The following is a 21174-nucleotide window of genomic DNA, read 5'->3' on the forward strand; positions in this document are numbered from 1 at the left end:
AAGTGTATTTTTGATAAACTAAAAACATCAATATGAAACGAAATTTTGTTGCATTATTTATTTTAACCTTAATTTTAGGTTGTAAATCATCTGTTAAAACTACTAGTTACGATGCAAAATCAGGAGCCACAAAAATTGTAAACACCATACACTATCCACAAGAAAAACATTTAAAAAACATACAACAACTAACTTTTGGAGGAGACAATGCTGAAGCTTATTGGAGCTTTGATAACAAAAAATTAGTGTTTCAGGCTAGTAACACTTGGGATTTAAATTGCGACCAAATTTTCACTATGAAAATTACAGATGATTTAAGTAATGGAGCAAAACCACAGTTGGTAAGTACTGGATTAGGAAGAACAACTTGTAGTTATTTTTATCCTGATAATAAAACAATTATATATTCATCCACACATTTATCCGATGTAAACTGTCCGCCAGCTCCAAAAAAAGAAGATTATGGAAACAAATATATTTGGCCGGTTTATGAAGGTTACGATATTTTTTTAGCAGACACAAAAGGTAATCAATTAAAACAATTAACATTTGAAAAAGGCTATGATGCCGAACCAACTGTTTCTCCAAAAGGTGATAAAATTGTATTTACTTCTACACGAACAGGTGATTTAGAATTATTTACTATGAATTTAGACGGAAGTAATGTACAACAAGTTACCCACCAATTAGGGTATGATGGTGGAGCTTTCTTTTCGCCAGATGGAAGTAAATTAATTTTCCGTTCCTCTCGCCCTAAAACTGAAGATGAAATTAAAGAATATAAAGATTTATTAGCTGAAGGCTTGGTTCAACCAACAAATATGGAATTATATATTTGCAATGTTGATGGTAGTGAATTAACAAAAATCACCAATTTAGGCAGTGCAAATTGGGCTCCATTTTTTCATCCATCAGGAAAAAAAGTTATATTTTCCTCCAATCACAAATCAAAAAGAAGCTTTAACCTATTTATGATAAATATTGATGGAACTGGCTTAGAACAAATTACCTTTGATACGGTTTTTGATGCATTTCCAATGTTTTCGCCTGATGGTAAAAAAATTGTATTTTCATCAAACAGAAATAATAATGGTACCCACGACACCAATTTATTTATAGCGGACTGGGTAGATTAACTTAAAATCAAAAAAAACAGCACCTCGCAAGTATATAATGTAAAATTTATTTAAACATTATATTGCTATTTTTCAACATATTATGTTTATTCTCAATAATAACCAATAAATTTTATTTGCAAAAATGATAGTATTACTATTATATTTGCAAGTATTAATAAATTTCATGATGGAAAATTTAAATATTCAAATTGAAGTAAATAAAGAATTGTATTGTAAAAAACCAGATACATCTGAGCTGGGACAGAAAATACTTTCCAAAAGTATTGAGTTAATAGACGAAATAGGATTTGAAGCATTTACTTTTAAAAAACTTGGCGCAGCTATCAACTCACCAGAAAGTTCAATATATCGTTATTTCAAAAATAAACATATGCTATTGGTTTATTTAACAAGTTGGTATTGGTCCTGGATTGAATATGAAATTGTAATAGCTACTGCTAATATTGAATCTCCAAAAGAGCGATTATTAAAATCTGTTGGAGTGTTAACTAAACCTATAATGGAAAACACTTTAATTCCTTATATAAACGAAACCCTTTTAAGCAATATTATTATTTCAGAATCTATTAAGTCATATCATACAAAAGATGTAGATGAAGAAAATAAAAAGGGATATTTTAAAACCTATAAAAGAGTAGTAAAACGCGTAAGTGATATATTAATTGAATTAAAGCCAGAATTTCAGTATCCACATATGTTAATATCAACAGTTATTGAGGGAGCGCATCACCAAAAATATTTTGCAGAACATTTACCAGCTCTAACTGATTTTAACAAGGAAAACAATGCCATTGAAAAGTTTTATACTGAAATGGTTCTAAACTTTATAAAATAACAAAAACTAACTATAAAAAATGAATAAACTATTTAACTTTAAACACTTTCGTGGTGATTTATTTGGAGGTATTACCGCTGGTATAGTAGCATTACCTTTAGCACTTGCTTTTGGGGTAAGTTCAGGATTAGGACCTAGCGCAGGTTTGTATGGAGCAATTTTCATAAGTTTTTTCGCTGCCTTATTTGGAGGTACAAACACTCAAATTTCGGGACCAACAGCGCCAATGACAGCTGTAAGTATGGTTGTAATTGCAGGAATACTTGCTACAAATGATGGCGATTTATCAAAAGCTTTACCAATTATCCTAATGGTTTTCCTATTAGCCGGAATAATGCAGATAGGATTAGGAATAATTGGACTAGGAAAATACATCCGTTATATACCGTATCCTGTAGTTTCCGGATTTATGACTGCAATTGGAGTTATTATTTTGATAACACAAATTTTACCAAGCGTAGGGTATTATCCTAAAGAAGACGTTGAATTTGTAAATCAGTTTAAACCTCAAGCTCAAGAATTAATTCTTGAAAATATACTTAAAGAGGAAGCAGGTGAAGGTATTTTAGTAATTGAAAATTTTAAAGAGACCATTAATAGAGCTTCAACTGTTACTCAAAACGACATTTTAAATGAATCTAAAACGTTAGCAGGAAAGGAAACTTCAGGGGTTTTGGGCGCTTTAAAAGCATTTCCAAGAGCTATACAAAATATAAATTGGTTAGAACTAATTTTAGCATTAGGAACTATAATAATAATTTATGGTTTTAAACGAATTACAACAAAAGTACCAAGTACATTGGTAGCTCTTATAGTTATGTCAGCAATTGCTATATTAGCTGGTTTAGATTACAGACCAATACCTGAAATACCACAAGGTTTACCAAAGTTTCAATTAGGAATATTTACCGACTTTAGCCTTGCAGGATTAACACCCTATATATTTACAGCATTAACGTTGGCGCTTTTAGGAGCAATTGACTCGTTATTAACAAGTGTGGTTGCAGATAATATGACCAAAACCAAACACAAACCTAACAAAGAACTAATTGGCCAAGGGATTGGAAACAGTATTGCATCATTATTTGGAGGAATTCCAGGAGCAGGAGCAACAATTCGAACCGTTGTAAACATCAATTCTGGAGGAAAAACAAGATTGTCTGGTATGGTTGCAGGTGTTTTACTGTTTATTGTATTATTAGTATTGGCTCCTTTGGCTTCAAAAATCCCTGCAGCTGTTTTAGCAGGAATCTTAATTACCGTTGGTATAGGAGTTATGGATTACAAAGGGTTAAAAGCAATTCCTTACTTGCCAAAAGATGTAAAAATTGGTCCCTTTAAATTTAGCATGGAAGTACTAATAATGCTAACTGTATTAGGATTATCAACTTTCTGGAACCTAGTTTATGCTGTTGGTATTGGATTGGTTATTGCTTCTTTAATGTTTATGAAAAAAATTGGAGACTTAACAGCAAAACAATCCGATGTTAAAACACTAAAAGAGGAAGCTTGGAATGATGAAATTGGCTTTCCTGAAGAATACAAAGAAGAAGTGTTTATTAAACATCTTAAAGGTCCATTATTTTTCGGTTCCACAAGTGATTTTCAACAATTGGCATTACAAATTCCAAAAACAGCTTCAAAAGTAATTATACGTTTAGAAAAAATGCAATATATGGATCAATCAGGTTTATATGCTATGGAAGATGCCTTGCAAGAACTCCATGAGCACAATATTACAGTGTTGTTTGTAAATTTATTAGAGCAACCAAGATATTTAATGGAACGAATTGATATTATTCCTGATTTAGTTCCAGAAGAACAAATTTTTGACACATTTAATCAATGTATAACTTGGATAAAAGAAAAACATAACTAAAAAAAATAAAAAATGAGAACTCAAACTAAAGAAATACAAGAAAATTTAACACCTAAATGTGCACATGATATTTTGGTTAAAGGAAACCAAAGATTTGTGGAAAACTTAAAAGCACAAAGAAATTTAAAAGAACAAGTTTTTGAAACAAGCAAAGGTCAATATCCATTTGCAGTAATTTTAAGCTGCATTGATTCTAGAGTTCCAGCCGAATTGGTGTTTGATCAAGGAATTGGAGATATTTTTAGCGTTAGAGTAGCTGGAAATATTGTTAATGAAGATATTTTAGGATCAATGGAATATGCTTGCAAAGTAGCTGGTTCAAAAATATTAGTTGTTTTAGGGCATACAAAATGTGGAGCTGTAACAGCTGCATGCCAAAATGTGAAGCTTGGAAATATAACACCACTACTAGAAAAGATAAGCCCAGCTATTAATTCAATTCGAAAAGATGATAAGGAATTAACACCTGAACAAATTGAAGAAGTAAGCTTTGAAAATGTTAATGTTTCTATTGAAAGAATAAGAAAAGAAAGTCCAATTTTAGCTGAACTAGAAAAAAATGGAGAAATTGAAATTGTGGGTGCATCGTACGATGTAAACACAGGACTGGTTGAATTTCATTAATATCAAAATTTTCATAATTGTAGTGTTTTAATTAAATTCAATACTATAAATTTGAATTTGAAAACACTACAATTATGAAAAATTATAACTGGGCAATTTTAGGATGTGGTAAAATAGCTAAAAAATTCGCTTTAGAATTAAAAACACTACCCAACGCTAATTTATACGCAGCAGCATCAAGAAATTTAGAAAACGCAACTAGCTTTGCCTCTGAATTTGGTTTCGATAGAGCATACGGATCTTATGAAGAAATGGTAAAAGATTCAAATGTTGATGTGGTTTACATTGCAACACCACATAGCCACCATTTAGAACATAGTTTACTTTGCTTAAACAACAAAAAAGCAGTTTTATGTGAAAAAGCTTTTGCTATAAACTCTAAAGAAGTTAAACAAATGGTTGAAGCATCTAAAAAAAATAACACCTTTTTAATGGAGGCTTTTTGGGTGCGATTTAGACCAAAATTTAAAACAGTTTTAGAGCTTATTAAAAATGAAGATTTAGGAAAATTAAAAATGCTAAAATCAGATTTTAATTTTTTAGGCGATTACAATCCTAATAATAGATTGTTTAATTTAGATTTAGGTGCCGGATCGTTGTTAGACATTGGAATTTATCCTGTTTTTACTTCATTAATGTTTTTAGGAAAACCAACACAAATTAAAGCTACACCTATATTTAGCCCAACTGGATCCGAAGAAAGCATTACCGTGTTTTTAAGTTATGAGAATGGTGCTACAGCTATTTTAAACTCAAGTTTTAAAAGTACTTATAAAAATGATGTAGAATTAATTTTTGAAAAAGGAACCATAAAATATGATCGATTTTCAAGTGAACCAATACTACTTCATAAACAAAACAAAAACAAACAAATCACTTTTAATGCTGGTCCAAATTTAGGCTATCAGTTTGAAGCCATTCACGTTATGGAATGTTTGGATAATAATTTGATTGAAAGTCCAATTTTACCACTTTCAACAAGTATAGATTTAATGAAAATTTTAGACGATATTAGACAAGAAGCTGGTATTGTTTTTCCTAACCACGACTAAAACAAAAATTTACGTGTTAAAGGCAAAACAATTTAGTTATATTTGCGCAAAATAAGAAGACAGGAAAACGAAGCATGAAAAATATTAGAAATTTTTGTATCATAGCTCATATTGATCACGGTAAGAGCACATTGGCAGACAGGTTATTAAGTTTTACTGGTACCACAACGGCACGTGAAGAGCAAGCCCAGTTATTAGATAATATGGATTTGGAACGTGAACGAGGTATTACCATTAAAAGTCACGCTATTCAAATGGATTATTCCTATGAAGGTGAACTATATACCTTAAATTTAATTGACACACCTGGCCACGTAGATTTTTCTTATGAAGTTTCTAGGTCTATTGCTGCCTGTGAAGGTGCTTTGTTAATTGTAGATGCTGCACAAAGTATTCAAGCGCAAACTATTTCTAATTTATATTTAGCTTTAGAGCACGATTTAGAAATTATTCCTATTTTAAATAAAGTTGATTTACCTAGTGCAAACCCAGAAGAAGTAACCGATGATATTGTTGGTTTATTAGGATGTAAACCCGAAGAAATTATTCACGCAAGTGGAAAAACTGGCTTTGGAGTTGATAAAATTTTAAAAGCAATTATTGAAAGAGTTCCTGCACCAAAAGGAGATGTTAATGAACCTTTACAAGCTTTAATTTTCGATTCAGTTTACAACTCTTATCGCGGTGTTGAAACGTATTTTAGAGTTTTTAACGGAGAAATTAAAAAAGGCCAACGAATTAAATTTATGGCTACCAACAACGAATATAATGCTGATGAAGTTGGTACCTTAAAATTAACCCAAGTAGCAAAACAAAGTATAAAAGCTGGGGATGTAGGTTATTTAATTACAGGAGTAAAAACTGCTAGTGAAATAAAAGTTGGAGATACTATTACAACGGTTGAAAATCCTACAAAAACTAGAATTGAAGGTTTTGAAAACGTAAAACCAATGGTATTTGCAGGTATTTACCCAGTTGATACTGAGGAATATGAAGAATTACGTTCTTCCATGGAAAAATTACAATTAAACGATGCATCGTTAGTGTTTATTCCTGAAAGTTCTGCTGCACTTGGCTTTGGATTTAGATGTGGATTTTTAGGAATGTTACATTTAGAAATTATTCAGGAACGTTTAGAACGCGAATTTGATATGACAGTAATTACTACTGTTCCTAACGTATCATATCACGCATTTACAAACAAAAACCCAGATACAGTTTTGTTGGTAAATAATCCTTCTGATTTACCAGAACCATCAAAATTAAACCGAGTTGAAGAACCTTTTATTAAAGCAACCATCATTACAAAATCTGATTTTGTTGGACCAGTAATGAGTTTGTGTATAGAAAAAAGAGGTCAAATTATAAATCAATCCTATTTAACACCAGAACGTGTTGAATTAACTTTTGATATGCCTTTGGCTGAAATTGTATTCGATTTTTACGATCGTTTAAAAACAGTTTCTAAAGGTTATGCATCTTTTGATTATCATCCAATTGGAATGAAAGCATCAAAATTGGTAAAAGTAGATATTTTATTAAATGGCACATCAGTTGATGCTCTTTCTGCTTTAATACACGCCGATAATGCTTATAATATTGGTAAAAAAATGTGTGAAAAATTACGACAATTAATTCCACGTCAACAGTTTGATATTCCAATTCAGGCTGCTATTGGTGCTAAAATAATTTCCCGTGAAACTGTAAAAGCGTTAAGAAAAGATGTAACGGCAAAATGTTATGGAGGTGATATTTCTCGTAAACGTAAATTATTAGAGAAACAAAAGAAAGGTAAAAAGCGTATGCGTCAAGTTGGAAATGTAGAAATTCCTCAAGAAGCATTTATGGCTGTTTTAAAATTGAATGATTAATACAGTTTATTAAGAACCGAAAGGAAAAAGTTCTTTTTATAATACCTACAAGAGTTATATAATTATTAGGTTTAAAAAACGTAATATTTATCTACTCTGCTAGAATTTACAAACAAAAAAAAAGAGTCAACACGTTACGTATTGACTCTTTTTTTTTAATTAGAGAAATTAATTAAACATTTTTAGCTAACCAATTTCCTACTTCACTAGTTTTGTAAGCTTTATTTTTACCCGCCAAATCTTCTGTTACAACACCTTCTGCTAACGATTTGTTTACAACGTTTCTAATTGCTTCAGCTTCTTCTGTTAAACCAAAAGCCATTTCAAACATCATTGCTGCAGATAATACTGTTGCTAATGGATTTGCAATATCTAAACCTGTTGCTTGTGGGTAAGAACCGTGAATAGGCTCAAATAATTGATTTTCTGTACCTACAGATGCGCTTGGCATTAATCCCATAGAACCTGAAATTACAGAAGCTTCATCTGTTAAAATATCTCCGAATAAGTTTTCAGTAATTAATACATCATAACTATTTGGCCATTGTACTAAACGCATTGCAACTGCATCTACAAATTCATAAGAAACTGTAACTTCTGGATAGTCTTTTTCCATTGCTTGTACGGTTTCTCTCCATAAACGAGATGTTTCTAATACGTTTGCTTTATCCACACAACATAATTTTTTAGTCCGTGTCATAGCTAATTCAAAACCTTTTTTAGCTAAACGTTGTACTTCTTCACGCGTGTACACACAATTATCAAAAGCAGTATCTCCACCATCTCTTCTTCCTTTTTCCCCGAAATAAATTCCACCAGTCAACTCTCTTAAAAATACTAAGTCAGTACCTTCAATACGTTCTCTTTTTAAAGGTGAATTATCAATTAATGAAGGGAATGTAAACGTAGGGCGCACATTTGCAAATAAGCCTAATTTTTTACGCATTTTTAATAATCCTTGTTCTGGACGTACTTGTGCAGAAGGATCATTATCATATTTTGGATGACCAATAGCACCAAATAAAACAGCATCTGCTTTTACACAAATTTCGTGAGTATCATCTGGATAAGGTTCTCCACAAGCATCAATAGCTGCAGCACCAGTTAATGCTGGTGTCCAATTAATTTCGTGATTAAATTTTGTTGCAACTGCATCACAAACTTTTACTGCTTGATCAATTACTTCTGGACCAATTCCGTCTCCTGCTAATAGTGCAATATTTAATTTCATTTTATGTTTGTTTAATTTTTAATTTTCTTTTTTTAGATGTTGGTATCTAGTTGTTAGTTTTACCTAAATCCCCTTTCAAAGGTTAGAAGGCTTAGATATTCAACATTCGTTGTGTGGCTTTAATTGCTGATACTGTTTGATCAGAATCCAACCCTCTTGTTATAAATCTTTTGGTATCGTTTTCCCAAGTAATAATAGTTTCACATAATGCATCGGAAGTACTTCCTGGAGGTATTCTCACAGCATAATCTACCAATATTGGCAATGCCAATTTCTTTCTTTTGTATATTTTTTTAAGCGCATTCATAAAAGCATCAAACTGTCCATCACCGTTAGCGTGCTCTTCAAATAATTCATTATCAATTTTTAACAATACCGTTGTTGAAGGTTTTAACCCTTTGGAATGTGTTAACACATACGATTCTACTATAATTCTTTCCTGATATAAATTACTGTTTAAAACATCGGAAATAATATATGGTAAATCTTCTTTAGTTACCAATTCTTTTTTATCGCCTAATTCAATAATACGTTGGGTAACTTTCTTTAAATCTTCACTATTTAGTGTTAAGCCTAATTCTTGTAAGTTTTTCTCAATATTTGCTTTTCCCGAAGTTTTCCCTAAAGCATATTTACGTTTTCTACCAAAACGCTCAGGCATTAAATCGTTAAAATACAAATTATTTTTATTATCACCATCTGCATGAATTCCGGCAGTTTGCGTAAAAACATTATCGCCTACTATTGGCTTATTTGAAGGAATTCTAACCCCTGAGAATGTTTCTATTAACTTACTTACAGAATATAATGAGGTTTCTTTTACTGAAACTTCAATTTCATCTTTAAAGAAATCATTTATTACAGCAACAACGCTTGCTAATGGTGCATTTCCTGCACGTTCACCCATTCCGTTTACCGTTAAGTGAACACCTTTTGCCCCAGCGTATAATGCTTCCATAACATTTGCAACGCTTAAATCATAATCGTTGTGCGCATGAAAATCGAAATGAATTGTAGGATATTTTGCTGTAATTTTAGAAATATATTCCCTTGTTTCTGCTGGAGTTAATACACCTAAAGTATCTGGTAATAAAATTCTAGCAATTGACTGCGTAACTAAAAAATCTAAAAATTGAAAAACATAGGCTTCAGAATTTCGCATTCCGTTACTCCAATCTTCTAAATAAACATTGGTTGTAATCCCTTCTTTTTGAGCTAAATTAATTACTTCTTTTATCTCCGAAAAATGTTGTTCTGGTGTTTTTTTTAATTGATGGGTTAAATGATTTAATGAACCTTTAGTTAATAAATTTTGAACCTTTGCTCCTGCTTCCTTCATCCATTGAATAGATTGACCGCCATCCACAAAAGTTAACATTTCAACTCTATTTAAATACCCATTTTTTGCTGCCCAATCGGTAATGTTTTTTACTGCTTGAAATTCACCTTCAGAAACTCTTGCCGAAGCCACTTCTATTCTATCTATATGAAGTTCTTCTAACAAAAGTTTTGCAATGGTTAATTTTTCTACTGAAGAAAATGAGACTCCGGATGTTTGTTCACCATCACGAAGCGTAGTATCCATTATTTCTATTTTTCTTTTATTCATTTTTAAACAGTTATTTGGGCAAAAATTAAGATGAAAGAGGATGTCTCAAAAAAATGAAGTTTTAGCCAACCTAAATTTATTTTAGATTCTTATAATACTTAGTAATTATTATAATAAGATGCGGAATTACATTCAGCATGACGTATTTTCAATACTTTTCAGACAGCCTCTTTAATGTATTTTTATCAATTTAAAAACGTATTAAAATGGTCTAGTTTTAGCAAACTCTTTAATTTCGTTTTTCATTTTTGTTAAATAATCAATATCATCAAAACCATTGATCATATTTTGTTTTTTATAATCATTTATTTCAAATGATTCTTGTTCACCAGTTACCAACAATGTAATTGTTTGTTTTGGTAAATCTATTTCTAATTCAGTTGCTGGATCTGCTTCAATAGCTTTATAAATTTTATCTAAAAATTCCGCGCTAACTTGTACAGGAAGCACTCCAATATTTAAACAGTTTCCTCTAAAAATATCAGCAAAAAAGCTAGATACTACACATCTAAATCCGTAATCGTACACAGCCCAAGCTGCGTGCTCTCTAGATGATCCTGAACCAAAGTTTTTTCCGCCAACTAAGATTTTTCCTGTATAAATTGGGTTGTTTAAAACAAAATGTTCTTTTGGTGTATTGTCTGAATTATATCTCCAATCTCTAAATAAATTATCTCCAAACCCTTTACGTTCTGTAGCTTTTAAAAAACGTGCTGGAATAATTTGATCGGTATCCACGTTTTCAATTGGTAATGGTACCGCTGTACTTTTTAATATTTGAAATTTATCGTAAGCCATAATATTGTTGTTGGTTGCTGGTTATTTGTTTTTAGTTTAAAAAACCTACAACCTAATTTTTAATTATTAATTTTTAATTATCAATTACAAAAGCGTTCTTGGATCAGTTACTACTCCGGTTACCGCAGTTGCTGCTGCCACAAGTGGACTAGCCAATAATGTTCTTGAACCTGGCCCTTGACGACCTTCAAAGTTACGGTTTGATGTACTTACCGCAATTTTTCCTGCAGGCACTTTATCATCGTTCATTGCTAAACAAGCAGAACAACCTGGCTCACGTAATACAAACCCAGCTTCTGTAAAAATATCTAACAAACCTTCTTCCTTAATAGCTGCTTCCACAACATGTGAACCAGGAACTAACCAAGCTGTAATGTTATCAGCCTTTTTTCTACCTTTTACAATAGAGGCAAAAGCTCTAAAATCTTCAATTCTACCATTGGTACAACTTCCAATAAATACGTAATCTACAGGTTTTCCAATCATAGCTTCACCTTCGGCAAAGCCCATATATTCTAATGATTTTTTGTAGGTAGCAACACCACCTTCAACGTCTTCAGCTTTTGGAATATTTTTAGAAATTCCGTTCCCCATACCTGGGTTTGTTCCGTAGGTAATCATTGGTTCAATATCGCTTCCATCAAAAGTTAATTCTTTATCAAAAACAGCATCAGCATCTGTACTTAAAGTTTCCCAATATTTCATTGCTTTGTCCCAATCTGCCCCTTTTGGTGCAAATAAACGACCTTTAACATACTCAAATGTTTTTTCATCGGGAGCAATAATACCTCCACGAGCACCCATTTCAATACTTAAATTACAAACAGTCATTCGGCCTTCCATTGTCATTTGCTTAAACACATCACCTGCATATTCAACAAAATAACCAGTTGCGCCTGAAGTAGTTAATTTTGAAATAATGTATAAAGCAACATCTTTAGGAGTTACCCCAAAACCAAGTTTACCTATTACATTAATTCTCATTTTTTTAGGTTTTGGCTGCATAATACATTGTGAAGACAATACCATTTCTACTTCTGATGTTCCAATACCAAATGCAATAGCACCAAAAGCACCGTGTGTTGAAGTATGTGAATCTCCACAAACAATAGTTGCTCCTGGCAATGTAATTCCGTTTTCTGGACCTACCACATGAACAATTCCATTTTTTTGATGTCCTAATCCCCAGTGCGAAATTCCGTATTCAGCAGAATTTTCTTCTAAAGCCTTTAACTGGTTTGCAGATAAAGGATCTTCAACAGGTAAATGTTGGTTAATTGTTGGTGTATTATGATCGGCAGTAGCAAAAGTTCTTTCTGAAAATAAAACAGAATTATTTCTGCTTTTTAAACCTAAAAAAGCAACAGGACTTGTAACTTCATGTATTAAATGTCTATCAATAAACAACACATCTGGTCCGTCTTTAATTTTACGAACCACGTGTGAATCCCATACTTTGTCAAATAATGTAGTGCTCATTTATTTTTATTTAATTGTATTTATTATTCTAAAAAAATTATTTTAATCGATGCAAATTTAAAAAAAGTGATAAAAATGTTCAGGTGATAAATTTATTTATACGATACCCAAACAGATTTAAAACCAATTATAAAAAATTCTACAAGAATGGAAAACTAATTTATAACACTTTATTAAAATGTACTAAGCTATTTCTTTAAATATTCTCTACTAAAAATACCAATACCACAATTTAAGCATTTCATATTTTTTAAGATCATCCATTTACATTGATTGCCGTATTTACAAAAATAATACGCATTTTATTAAAAAACCTCAACATTAAACACCTTCTTTCATTTTATCAATTACACACATAATTTACCAAATACATTAAATACCAACACACATTTATGCTGTTTTATTTGTAAAAATTATACGATATTCAAATTCAATTAACAATGTATATTTTACAATTTACAATTAAAAATTACCAATTTAAACCAATAAAATAGCAGCATTGCAAGCAGTGTGTTTTCTCTATTAAAATTTAAGCCTTTATACTATTTAAAAGTAAAAATGAAAGCTGATTTATAATAATTACATTTTTGTAAATTCTACCTATTTTATTACATAAATGTAACATTTATTATATAAAATTTTATTTTAAAAAACTGTTTTTCAGTGTTTTAAATTTTATGGCATTTCATTTGCTCACTGTTTAATATTGATATTGTAAACTGAATTAAAAGTTTTAAAAATTTTAATCTTATGAAAATAATTATCCCAATTACAGATTTAGAAAAAGGAAAAAATAAATTAGCCAAAGGTTTTCATAATACAGATTATTCATGTATTTACAACAGTCTTAACAATAGCTACACTTGGTTAAAAACTAAAGAAATTAGCAATTTAGATGATAACCTTAGCATTGCCTTAAAACATAAAAGTATTTATGTAATAATTACAAGCCATATGCCTTATTTAGCTTTACGATTATTTAAAGAAAGTGGCTTAGCTGTTTACAAAGCAAAAAGTAAAAATTTAAAAGAAAACATTACTTTATTTTTAAACAATGAGCTAGAACCTTTTACATCTCTTCAACTATCTGAAGGACCAAGTTGCAGCAGCACGTGTAGCTTAAATTCTTGTGGTTCAGTGTCCTCATGTCACTAAAACCCTAAATTATGGCATTAAGTAAAGCAATAGCCTTTGTAAAAACAGCAAGTATTCATAGTGAATTAAGAACCTTATGCGAAACGCTTTCAAAAGAAAAATTATTACAACAATTGAATTTTAACGAAATAGAATTTGAAGACGCCATTAATATGCAATTGGTTAAATGTTCCACCTATGAACAAGCAGAAAAATATCAACAATTAAGAATTTGGTTCTTATTAATATTTTAAATTATGGAATATAGAGATTTAGAAAAAGTACGCTCAATAATTGAAATAGCCACAGGATTAGAAGTTGCCTATGCTTATGATGATTTGGTATTTCCAGATTATACCGCATTTATTATACAATTTGACGATTCAAAACCAACTAATTTTTTCTGCTACTTTCATGAAGACTGCAACGAAAAAGAAACACTATTTACAAACCTTTCAAATGCGTGTAAACAACAAAAATGTACACTAACACTTAAAGGCGATTTTAAATTAGCTCAAAAAAACGAAGAAGTAGAATTACAATTTATTTAAATATTATGGCAAATAAAAAACTCAACTGGAAAACTTGGTTACAAGAAGGCGACCAATATTTAAAAGCTTACGGAACAAGAAGTAGGTTTGGCGCAGAAATACGGTATAATTTAATTTCTATGTCTTTTGAAGCTTACACAATGGCCATTTTAGATTTTCATAATTGTCTACCAAACAATCATACATATACAGATTTATTGATTGCTTTAGAATCGGTAATAACAATTGACAAAACACTTAAATCTCGCATTTTAAAATACGAAAACATCCAATCTATTTGCTCTATTGATAAATACCACACAGAAAAGCCATCAGAGGAAGATTTATCTGATTTAAAAAGTGCCGTAATAGAAATTAGCACCATAGCTCATACTATTTGCAACGCAACTATTTCAAAAGCAATTTAACTAAATGTAATAGGTAAGGCAAATAAATATTAGTGCACTATTTAGTTCCTTTATACTTAGCAACATCAATAACATATTTTTCTATTCTTAACCCTAATTTCCTATTTGATATACCTAATTCCTTTGCAGCTTGCATAACATTACCATTTGTAGTTGTTAAACAATCAATAATTAATTGTTTCTCCACTTTTTCAACAATAATTTGCAGTGAACCTTTGCTAAATGTACTTGAAGATTGTGCTGTTTGAAGTGTTGGAGGAAGGTTCTCTATACGTATTACTTGATCTGTACTTATAATTGCCGCCCGCTCAATACAATTTTCTAATTCTCTAATATTTCCAGGCCAATTATAAATCATTAATGCATCAATAGCAGAAGATGAAACACGAATAATATTAGTGCCATTTTTCTTGTTCGTTTTCTTAATAAAATGATCTACTAACAACGGAATATCATTTAAGCGCTCGCGTAAAGAAGGCATATATATTGGAAAAACATTTAACCTGTAATATAAATCTTCCCTAAATTTTCCATCAAGTATGGCATTTTCTAAATTTCTATTTGTTGCGGCTATAATTCTAACATTACTTGTTAATGTTTTACTACCACCCAATCTTTCAAATTGTTTTTCTTGAAGAACCCGTAATAGTTTTATTTGTAAATGCGCCGATAACTCACCTATTTCATCAATAAAAATAGTACCACTATCTGCTAATTCAAATCTACCTTTTTTTAATTCTAGCGCGCCAGTAAAGGCTCCTTTTTCATGACCAAATAATTCACTTTCAATTAAAGATTCTGGCAAAGCAGCACAATTTACTTTTACAAATGGTTTATTTGCTCTTTCACTTTTATAATGTATAGCATCTGCAATTAGTTCTTTTCCTACTCCACTCTCTCCTCTAATTAAAACGGTAGCTTGTGTGTTTGCAACTTGCTCAATTTGTTTAAATACTTCTCTAAGCTTATAACAATTTCCCACAATATTTTCATAAGAAAATCTATTTTCAAGTTCTAAATGCAGTTTTTTGTTTTCATTTTTTAAACGCTCAATTTCCTCAAGTCTATCTTGTCTTGCACGCACAGCACTTGCAACCATAGAACCTATAACCGAAAGAATACGAATCAATTCATCTTTATTCACTCTTTCATCATATTCTCTAGAAATACTTAAAGTACCAACTATTTCAAAGTCTATTTTTATAGGAACAATAATAAAAGAAATATCTTTTTTGTTTTTAGACTGAAGTTTCATGTTGGTTTTATTTGCAAATCCTAATGCTCCGTCTATCTTATCAATAAAAATAGGTTTCCCGCTTTTTACCACGTTTCCAGTTATTCCTTCACCTATTAAATATCCGCCTTGTTTTTTATCATCATAAGAAACACCGTAAGAAGCTTCAATTAATATTTTAGACACTTCACGATTTAAGATTGATAATATAGAACGTTCAGCATCTAAATATTTTACTATCAGCTCCATAATTGGGTCCATAATATCTTTAATAAACCTACTATTATTAATCATGGTACTAATTTCAAATAATAGCGGAAGCTCCGTATCTCCTTTGCAAAACCGATCGGCCTTATGACAATAATGACTTTTGAACCCGTCTTTTATATTGTTATTTAATTCTGTAGCCATTTCACAAATTGTTTTTTTCTTGCGACTCAAGGTATTAATTAAAACAAAAATACGTTTTTTTCAATAAAAAAAGATTTTTTAGTGTTTTTTAACAACGAAAACGTATTAGCAATGTTTTTTATTTATCGTTTAACTATTTTTTTTGCATTTTATTTAATTACATTATTGTAAAAATGATATAAAAAACTTACAAAAATGTAACGTTTAAAATTTATTAAAACCTACCCTGCAACATATAAGTTTATTTTTATATATCTGATTTTCTGCTATTTAAATCATATTTTGAATCCATATTTCACTCAAAAAATTTTAATGGCACAGTACATGAATACGTAAAAACAATTATTCATTTAAAACTTATATTATGAGAAAAATAGCAATTTACGGAAAAGGTGGAATTGGAAAATCAACCACTACACAAAACACAGTGGCCGGTTTAGCCGAAATGGGAAAAAAAATAATGGTTGTAGGGTGTGACCCTAAAGCCGATTCTACCAGATTACTTTTAGGTGGTTTAGCCCAAAAAACAGTATTAGATACTTTAAGAGAAGAAGGTGAAGATGTTGTATTTGAAGACATTGTTAAACCAGGTTACGGAAATACAAGCTGTACAGAGTCTGGCGGACCAGAACCAGGAGTTGGATGTGCCGGTCGTGGTATTATTACTTCAATTAACATGTTAGAACAACTAGGAGCTTATGATGAAGATAAGGCTTTAGATTATGCATTTTATGATGTATTAGGAGACGTTGTTTGTGGTGGATTTGCTATGCCTATTAGAGACGGAAAGGCTGAAGAAATTTACATTGTAGTTTCTGGTGAAATGATGGCAATGTATGCAGCAAACAATATATGCAAAGGTATTGTAAAGTTTGCCCAAGCCGGAGCTGTGCGTTTAGGTGGTCTTATCTGCAACAGTAGATTGGTTGATAACGAGCAACAAATGATTGAAGAATTGGCCAAAAAACTAGGTACACAAATGATCCATTTTGTACCGCGTGACAACATGGTTCAAAAAGCCGAAATTCATAGAAAAACTGTTATTGAATATGCTCCTGAACATCCACAAGCCGATGAGTACAGAACACTTGCTAAAAAAATTGACCAGAACAAATTGTTTGTAATTCCTACACCACTTGAAATTGAAGAGTTAGAAGGATTACTAATCGAATATGGAATTTTAAACTAATAAAACACTCATTTTAAAAAATATAATTATGCAATTAATTAGAGCCATTGTAAGAACCGAAAAGTCTGCAACCGTTATAAAAGCTTTATTTGAAGCTGGATTTGTAGCCGTTACTAAAGTAGCTGTTGTAGGTCGTGGAAAACAAAGAGGAATTAAAGTTGGAGACATCACTTACGACGAAATTCCTAAAGATTTATTAATGATTGTGGTAAATGATGAGGATAAAGATTTCCCTATTAAAACAATTATGGAGGCTGCTCGTACTGGCGAAAAGGGTGCTTTTGGTGATGGAAAAATATTTGTAAGCCCAGTTGATGAAGCTTACACAATAAGTCGTGGAACAAAAGAATTATAAACTATGAAAACAATAATAGCTATTCTACGAATTCACACAATGAACAAAACGAAGGAAGCCTTATCAAACGCAGGTTTACCATCGTTTACAGCCACTGGCCATGTGTATGGACGTGGTAAAGGAAAATGGGATGCTGCAGTTATGGAAGGCGTTAAAAATAATCAACCAGAAGCTATTGCATTATTAGGACCAGAACCAAGACTTAGATTACACAGAATGATAACCCTTACAGTGGAAGATTCTAAAGTAAAAACAGCCGTTCAAGAAATTATGAATGCTAATAGAACTGAAGCACCTGGTGATGGAAAAATATTTGTACTACCAAGTACTGAGGTTATAAGTATTCGTACAGGAGAATCTGGCGATAGTGTATTAGATTAACAGATAAAAGAGAAAAATATGTCTACAGATAATAATAAAAATATATTTCCAGATACCACAGAATTAATTGAGGAAATTTTAAGTAAATACCCCAGTAAAGTAGCCAAAAAAAGAGCAAAATCATTGGTTACAAATAATCCAAATGAAGATCAGGAAATTCAAGCAAACATTCGTACCATTCCCGGAATTATAACACAAAGAGGCTGTTGCTATGCCGGTTGTAAAGGAGTAATATTAGGCCCAACACGCGACATTATTAATATTGTTCACGGCCCAATTGGATGTTCTTTTTACGCTTGGCTTACCCGAAGAAATCAAACAGATGCTGGTGTTGACGGAGAAAATTACATGAATTATTGTTTTTCTACCGATATGCAAGACACCAATATTGTATTTGGAGGTGAAAAAAAACTGGAAGAAGCCATTCGTGAAGCTTACGAAATATTTAAGCCACATTCTATTGGCGTGTTTTCAACTTGTCCAATTGGTTTAATTGGAGATGATGTTCATGCGGTTTCAAGAAAAATGAAAGAAGAACTAGGAATCAATATTTTTGGTTTTAGCTGTGAAGGTTACAAAGGTGTAAGCCAGTCTGCTGGTCACCATATTGCTAATAACGGAATATTTAAACACGTAGTTGGATTAAACAATACAGATCCTGGAGGTAAATTCAAATTAAACCTTCTAGGTGAATACAATATTGGTGGAGATTCATTTGTGATAGAAAAATATTTTGAAGAAATGGGTATTACTCTAGTATCAACTTTTAGTGGTAACTCATCAATTCATCAATTTGAAAATGCACATATGGCCGATTTAAATGCGGTAATGTGTCACAGATCCATTAATTACATTGCTGAAATGTTAGAAAAAAAACATGGTATTCCGTGGATAAAAATAAACTTTATTGGAGCTGATGCTACTGCAAAATCTTTAAGAAAAATAGCAAAATACTTTGAAGATGATGAATTAATAGCTAAAACTGAAGAAATTATTGCTCGTGAAATGCTAGAAGTAAAAGCTACTATTGAAGATGTAAAAACACGAACTACCGGAAAACTTTGTATGATGTATGTAGGTGGATCTCGAGCTCACCACTACCAAGAATTATTTGCTGAAATAGGAATGCGTACCATTTCTGCTGGATACGAATTTGGACACAGAGATGATTATGAAGGACGTAAAGTATTAGATAGTATTAAAATTGATGCAGATAGCAGAAACATTGAAGAACTAGATATAACTAAAGATGAATCTTTATGGAGACAAGATTTGGTAGATAGAAAAAATTCGCTTGAAAACAAAGGCTTTGGATTTAGTGAGTACGATGGTATGATGCCAGATATGGAAAAAAACAGTTTAGTTATTGATGATATTTCTCACTGGGAAACTGAAAAATTAATTGAATACTATAAACCAGATATTATTGGCGCAGGTATCAAAGAAAAATATGTAATTCAAAAATATGGTGTTCCCTTAAAACAATTACATAGTTACGATTATGGAGGGCCTTATGCAGGTTTTAAAGGAGCAATTAATTTCTATAATGATATAGACAAAATGGTAAATACAAAAATTTGGGGATTAATTCCACCTCCTTGGAAAAATCAGCCAGAATTAGTAGCAAAAATGGCAAACTCAACTTATTAAGCAAGTTTAAAACCATTTACAAAAACAATTTATAAACTTAAATTAGAGACATTATGTTATTAAGACATACTACAAAAGATATTAAGGAAAGGAATTCATTAACCATAAATCCTGCAAAAACGTGCCAACCTGTTGGAGCTTTGTACGCCGCGCTTGGAATTCATGGTTGTTTACCTCACAGTCACGGTTCACAAGGTTGCTGTTCTTACCACAGAAGCGCACTTACACGTCACTACAAAGAACCTATTATGGCTGCAACAAGTTCATTTACTGAAGGATCTTCTGTATTTGGAGGCCAATCAAACCTACTACAAGCAATTGAAAATATTTTCACAATTTACGAACCAGATGTAATAGCAATACATTCAACTTGTTTATCAGAAACCATTGGTGATGATCTTACTCAAATTGTTGAAAAAGCAAGAGATGGCGGTAAAATACCTGAAGGGAAACATGTTATTTTTTGCAATACACCAAGCTATATTGGATCTCACGTAACTGGATATTCAAATATGGTTAGCGGAATGGTAAAACTATTATCAGAATCAACTGGTGTTAAAAACGATAAAATAAACCTTATTTCTGGTTGGGTTGAACCCTCAGATATGAGAGAAGTGAAAAGAATTGCAAATCTTATGGGTGCAAATTTCACACTTTTCCCAGACACCTCTGATGTAGTTGACGCACCACAAACTGGCACCTATGAAATGTATCCAAAAGGCGGAACTAAAATCTCAGATATTATTGCTACAGGAGATAATAAAGCCACGTTAGCTTTTGGTAAATGGGCCACTGAAGATGCAGCTATAAAATTAGAAAATAAATGTAAAGTACCGTTTCAATCCATAGAATTACCAATTGGTGTAAGAGCAACAGATCGTTTTATTATGGAACTTTCTAAATTAGCTGAAGTAGCTATTCCTGATGCTATTACAACCGAAAGAGGAAGATTGGTAGATATGATAACCGATATGCAACAGTATTTGCACGGAAAACGTGTTGCTTTATTTGGAGATCCCGACCAATTAATTCCTTTGGTTGAATTTTTGGTAGATATGAACATGAAACCTGTTTATGTAGTATCAGGTACTCCAGGTAAAAAAATGCATCAAAAATTGGAAGAAATATTACTTCCAACAATTCCAGAAGCAAAATTCCAAAATGGACAAGGAGCTGACATGTATTTATTACACCAATGGATTAAAAATGAAGGTGTTGATTTATTAATAGGAAATACTTACGGAAAATATATAGCCAGAGATGAAAATATTCCTTTTCTAAGAATGGGATTCCCAATTTTAGACCGTGTTGGCCACTCTTATTTTCCAACATTAGGCTATATAGG

Annotated in this window: 20 protein-coding genes; 15 read left to right on the forward strand and 5 right to left on the reverse strand. The window is 31.5% G+C overall.

Annotated elements, in window-relative coordinates; all coding sequences use genetic code 11:
- Positions 1–32 precede the first annotated feature (32 nt).
- The 6 genes from ABY298_RS02125 to lepA all read left to right on the forward strand — a co-directional run bounded on the left by ABY298_RS02125 (position 33) and on the right by lepA (position 7400).
- Entirely contained in the window at positions 33–1136 is a 1104-nt protein-coding gene (locus ABY298_RS02125) for a TolB family protein (RefSeq protein WP_372744340.1), read from the forward strand.
- Positions 1137–1305: 169 nt separating this feature from the next.
- Positions 1306–1974 carry a TetR/AcrR family transcriptional regulator gene (locus ABY298_RS02130; protein ID WP_372744341.1) on the forward strand — a complete coding sequence of 223 codons (669 nt, stop codon included), beginning with the start codon at positions 1306–1308 and terminating at the stop codon, positions 1972–1974.
- Between the two features lie 19 nt (positions 1975–1993).
- Positions 1994–3853, forward strand: a complete 1860-nt coding sequence (locus ABY298_RS02135; protein ID WP_372744342.1) for a SulP family inorganic anion transporter — start codon at positions 1994–1996, stop codon at positions 3851–3853.
- Positions 3854–3865: 12 nt separating this feature from the next.
- Complete coding sequence (locus ABY298_RS02140; protein ID WP_372744343.1) at positions 3866–4477, forward strand: carbonic anhydrase family protein; 612 nt, start codon at positions 3866–3868, stop codon at positions 4475–4477.
- 74 nt (positions 4478–4551) lie between these two features.
- Positions 4552–5529, forward strand: a complete 978-nt coding sequence (locus ABY298_RS02145; protein WP_372744344.1) for a Gfo/Idh/MocA family protein — start codon at positions 4552–4554, stop codon at positions 5527–5529.
- A gap of 74 nt (positions 5530–5603) precedes the next feature.
- Entirely contained in the window at positions 5604–7400 is a 1797-nt protein-coding gene (lepA, locus tag ABY298_RS02150; RefSeq protein ID WP_372744345.1) for a translation elongation factor 4, read from the forward strand.
- Positions 7401–7572: 172 nt separating this feature from the next.
- On the opposite strand, the gene leuB is transcribed toward lepA, so the two are convergent.
- The 4 genes from leuB to leuC all read right to left on the reverse strand — a co-directional run bounded on the left by leuB (position 7573) and on the right by leuC (position 12517).
- A complete protein-coding gene (gene leuB, locus ABY298_RS02155) occupies positions 7573–8631 on the reverse strand; it encodes a 3-isopropylmalate dehydrogenase (protein ID WP_372744346.1) in 1059 nt (352 codons plus the stop codon).
- 91 nt (positions 8632–8722) lie between these two features.
- Positions 8723–10240, reverse strand: coding sequence for an alpha-isopropylmalate synthase regulatory domain-containing protein (locus ABY298_RS02160; protein ID WP_372744347.1), 1518 nt, complete (start codon positions 10238–10240; stop codon positions 8723–8725).
- Between the two features lie 201 nt (positions 10241–10441).
- Positions 10442–11038, reverse strand: coding sequence for a 3-isopropylmalate dehydratase small subunit (gene leuD / locus ABY298_RS02165; protein WP_372744348.1), 597 nt, complete (start codon positions 11036–11038; stop codon positions 10442–10444).
- A gap of 84 nt (positions 11039–11122) precedes the next feature.
- Positions 11123–12517, reverse strand: a complete 1395-nt coding sequence (gene leuC, locus ABY298_RS02170) for a 3-isopropylmalate dehydratase large subunit (RefSeq protein ID WP_372744349.1) — start codon at positions 12515–12517, stop codon at positions 11123–11125.
- Between the two features lie 750 nt (positions 12518–13267).
- Between leuC and ABY298_RS02175 the strand changes: the two genes are divergently transcribed.
- The 4 genes from ABY298_RS02175 to ABY298_RS02190 are packed head-to-tail and all read left to right on the forward strand — an operon-like array spanning position 13268 to position 14609.
- The gene (locus ABY298_RS02175) at positions 13268–13672 is read left to right on the forward strand and encodes a hypothetical protein (RefSeq protein ID WP_372744350.1); all 405 of its coding nucleotides are present in this window, start codon (positions 13268–13270) and stop codon (positions 13670–13672) included.
- Between the two features lie 11 nt (positions 13673–13683).
- Positions 13684–13905, forward strand: coding sequence for a hypothetical protein (locus ABY298_RS02180; protein WP_372744351.1), 222 nt, complete (start codon positions 13684–13686; stop codon positions 13903–13905).
- A gap of 3 nt (positions 13906–13908) precedes the next feature.
- On the forward strand, positions 13909–14202 hold the full coding sequence (locus ABY298_RS02185; protein ID WP_372744352.1) for a hypothetical protein: 294 nt from the start codon (positions 13909–13911) through the stop codon (positions 14200–14202).
- A gap of 5 nt (positions 14203–14207) precedes the next feature.
- On the forward strand, positions 14208–14609 hold the full coding sequence (locus ABY298_RS02190; protein ID WP_372744353.1) for a hypothetical protein: 402 nt from the start codon (positions 14208–14210) through the stop codon (positions 14607–14609).
- 37 nt (positions 14610–14646) lie between these two features.
- Here ABY298_RS02190 and ABY298_RS02195 read toward each other — a convergent pair whose 3' ends face one another.
- Complete coding sequence (locus ABY298_RS02195; protein ID WP_372744354.1) at positions 14647–16254, reverse strand: sigma-54 interaction domain-containing protein; 1608 nt, start codon at positions 16252–16254, stop codon at positions 14647–14649.
- A 364-nt stretch (positions 16255–16618) separates the two neighbouring features.
- Here ABY298_RS02195 and nifH point away from each other — a divergent pair, with 364 nt between their 5' ends.
- From nifH to nifK, 5 genes are all read left to right on the forward strand, one after another.
- Positions 16619–17443, forward strand: coding sequence for a nitrogenase iron protein (nifH, locus tag ABY298_RS02200; RefSeq protein ID WP_372744355.1), 825 nt, complete (start codon positions 16619–16621; stop codon positions 17441–17443).
- A 28-nt stretch (positions 17444–17471) separates the two neighbouring features.
- Positions 17472–17798: a P-II family nitrogen regulator gene (locus ABY298_RS02205; RefSeq protein WP_372744356.1), complete on the forward strand. Its 327-nt coding sequence runs from the start codon at positions 17472–17474 to the stop codon at positions 17796–17798.
- 3 nt (positions 17799–17801) lie between these two features.
- Positions 17802–18179 (forward strand): P-II family nitrogen regulator, encoded by a 378-nt coding sequence (locus ABY298_RS02210; protein ID WP_372744357.1) that lies wholly within the window; start codon positions 17802–17804, stop codon positions 18177–18179.
- Between the two features lie 18 nt (positions 18180–18197).
- Positions 18198–19829, forward strand: a complete 1632-nt coding sequence (nifD, locus tag ABY298_RS02215; protein WP_372744358.1) for a nitrogenase molybdenum-iron protein alpha chain — start codon at positions 18198–18200, stop codon at positions 19827–19829.
- A 53-nt stretch (positions 19830–19882) separates the two neighbouring features.
- Positions 19883–21174: nitrogenase molybdenum-iron protein subunit beta (gene nifK / locus ABY298_RS02220; RefSeq protein ID WP_372744359.1), on the forward strand; the 1292-nt coding region annotated here is incomplete at its 3' end.

This window comes from Lutibacter sp., assembly GCF_041596795.1.
Lineage (GTDB): Bacteria > Bacteroidota > Bacteroidia > Flavobacteriales > Flavobacteriaceae > Lutibacter.

Excerpts from the sequence above, each read along its gene's own strand:
- ABY298_RS02210 (WP_372744357.1), top strand. The coding sequence starts at position 17,802 with ATGAAAACAATAATAGCTATTCTACGAATTCACACAATGAACAAAACG.
- ABY298_RS02130 (WP_372744341.1), top strand. The coding sequence starts at position 1,306 with ATGGAAAATTTAAATATTCAAATTGAAGTAAATAAAGAATTGTATTGT.
- nifH (WP_372744355.1), top strand. The coding sequence starts at position 16,619 with ATGAGAAAAATAGCAATTTACGGAAAAGGTGGAATTGGAAAATCAACC.
- ABY298_RS02195 (WP_372744354.1), bottom strand. The coding sequence starts at position 16,254 with ATGGCTACAGAATTAAATAACAATATAAAAGACGGGTTCAAAAGTCAT.
- ABY298_RS02180 (WP_372744351.1), top strand. The coding sequence starts at position 13,684 with ATGGCATTAAGTAAAGCAATAGCCTTTGTAAAAACAGCAAGTATTCAT.
- leuD (WP_372744348.1), bottom strand. The coding sequence starts at position 11,038 with ATGGCTTACGATAAATTTCAAATATTAAAAAGTACAGCGGTACCATTA.
- ABY298_RS02125 (WP_372744340.1), top strand. The coding sequence starts at position 33 with ATGAAACGAAATTTTGTTGCATTATTTATTTTAACCTTAATTTTAGGT.
- ABY298_RS02145 (WP_372744344.1), top strand. The coding sequence starts at position 4,552 with ATGAAAAATTATAACTGGGCAATTTTAGGATGTGGTAAAATAGCTAAA.
- ABY298_RS02135 (WP_372744342.1), top strand. The coding sequence starts at position 1,994 with ATGAATAAACTATTTAACTTTAAACACTTTCGTGGTGATTTATTTGGA.
- ABY298_RS02190 (WP_372744353.1), top strand. The coding sequence starts at position 14,208 with ATGGCAAATAAAAAACTCAACTGGAAAACTTGGTTACAAGAAGGCGAC.
- ABY298_RS02140 (WP_372744343.1), top strand. The coding sequence starts at position 3,866 with ATGAGAACTCAAACTAAAGAAATACAAGAAAATTTAACACCTAAATGT.
- lepA (WP_372744345.1), top strand. The coding sequence starts at position 5,604 with ATGAAAAATATTAGAAATTTTTGTATCATAGCTCATATTGATCACGGT.
- ABY298_RS02175 (WP_372744350.1), top strand. The coding sequence starts at position 13,268 with ATGAAAATAATTATCCCAATTACAGATTTAGAAAAAGGAAAAAATAAA.
- leuB (WP_372744346.1), bottom strand. The coding sequence starts at position 8,631 with ATGAAATTAAATATTGCACTATTAGCAGGAGACGGAATTGGTCCAGAA.
- ABY298_RS02205 (WP_372744356.1), top strand. The coding sequence starts at position 17,472 with ATGCAATTAATTAGAGCCATTGTAAGAACCGAAAAGTCTGCAACCGTT.
- leuC (WP_372744349.1), bottom strand. The coding sequence starts at position 12,517 with ATGAGCACTACATTATTTGACAAAGTATGGGATTCACACGTGGTTCGT.
- ABY298_RS02160 (WP_372744347.1), bottom strand. The coding sequence starts at position 10,240 with ATGAATAAAAGAAAAATAGAAATAATGGATACTACGCTTCGTGATGGT.
- ABY298_RS02185 (WP_372744352.1), top strand. The coding sequence starts at position 13,909 with ATGGAATATAGAGATTTAGAAAAAGTACGCTCAATAATTGAAATAGCC.
- nifD (WP_372744358.1), top strand. The coding sequence starts at position 18,198 with ATGTCTACAGATAATAATAAAAATATATTTCCAGATACCACAGAATTA.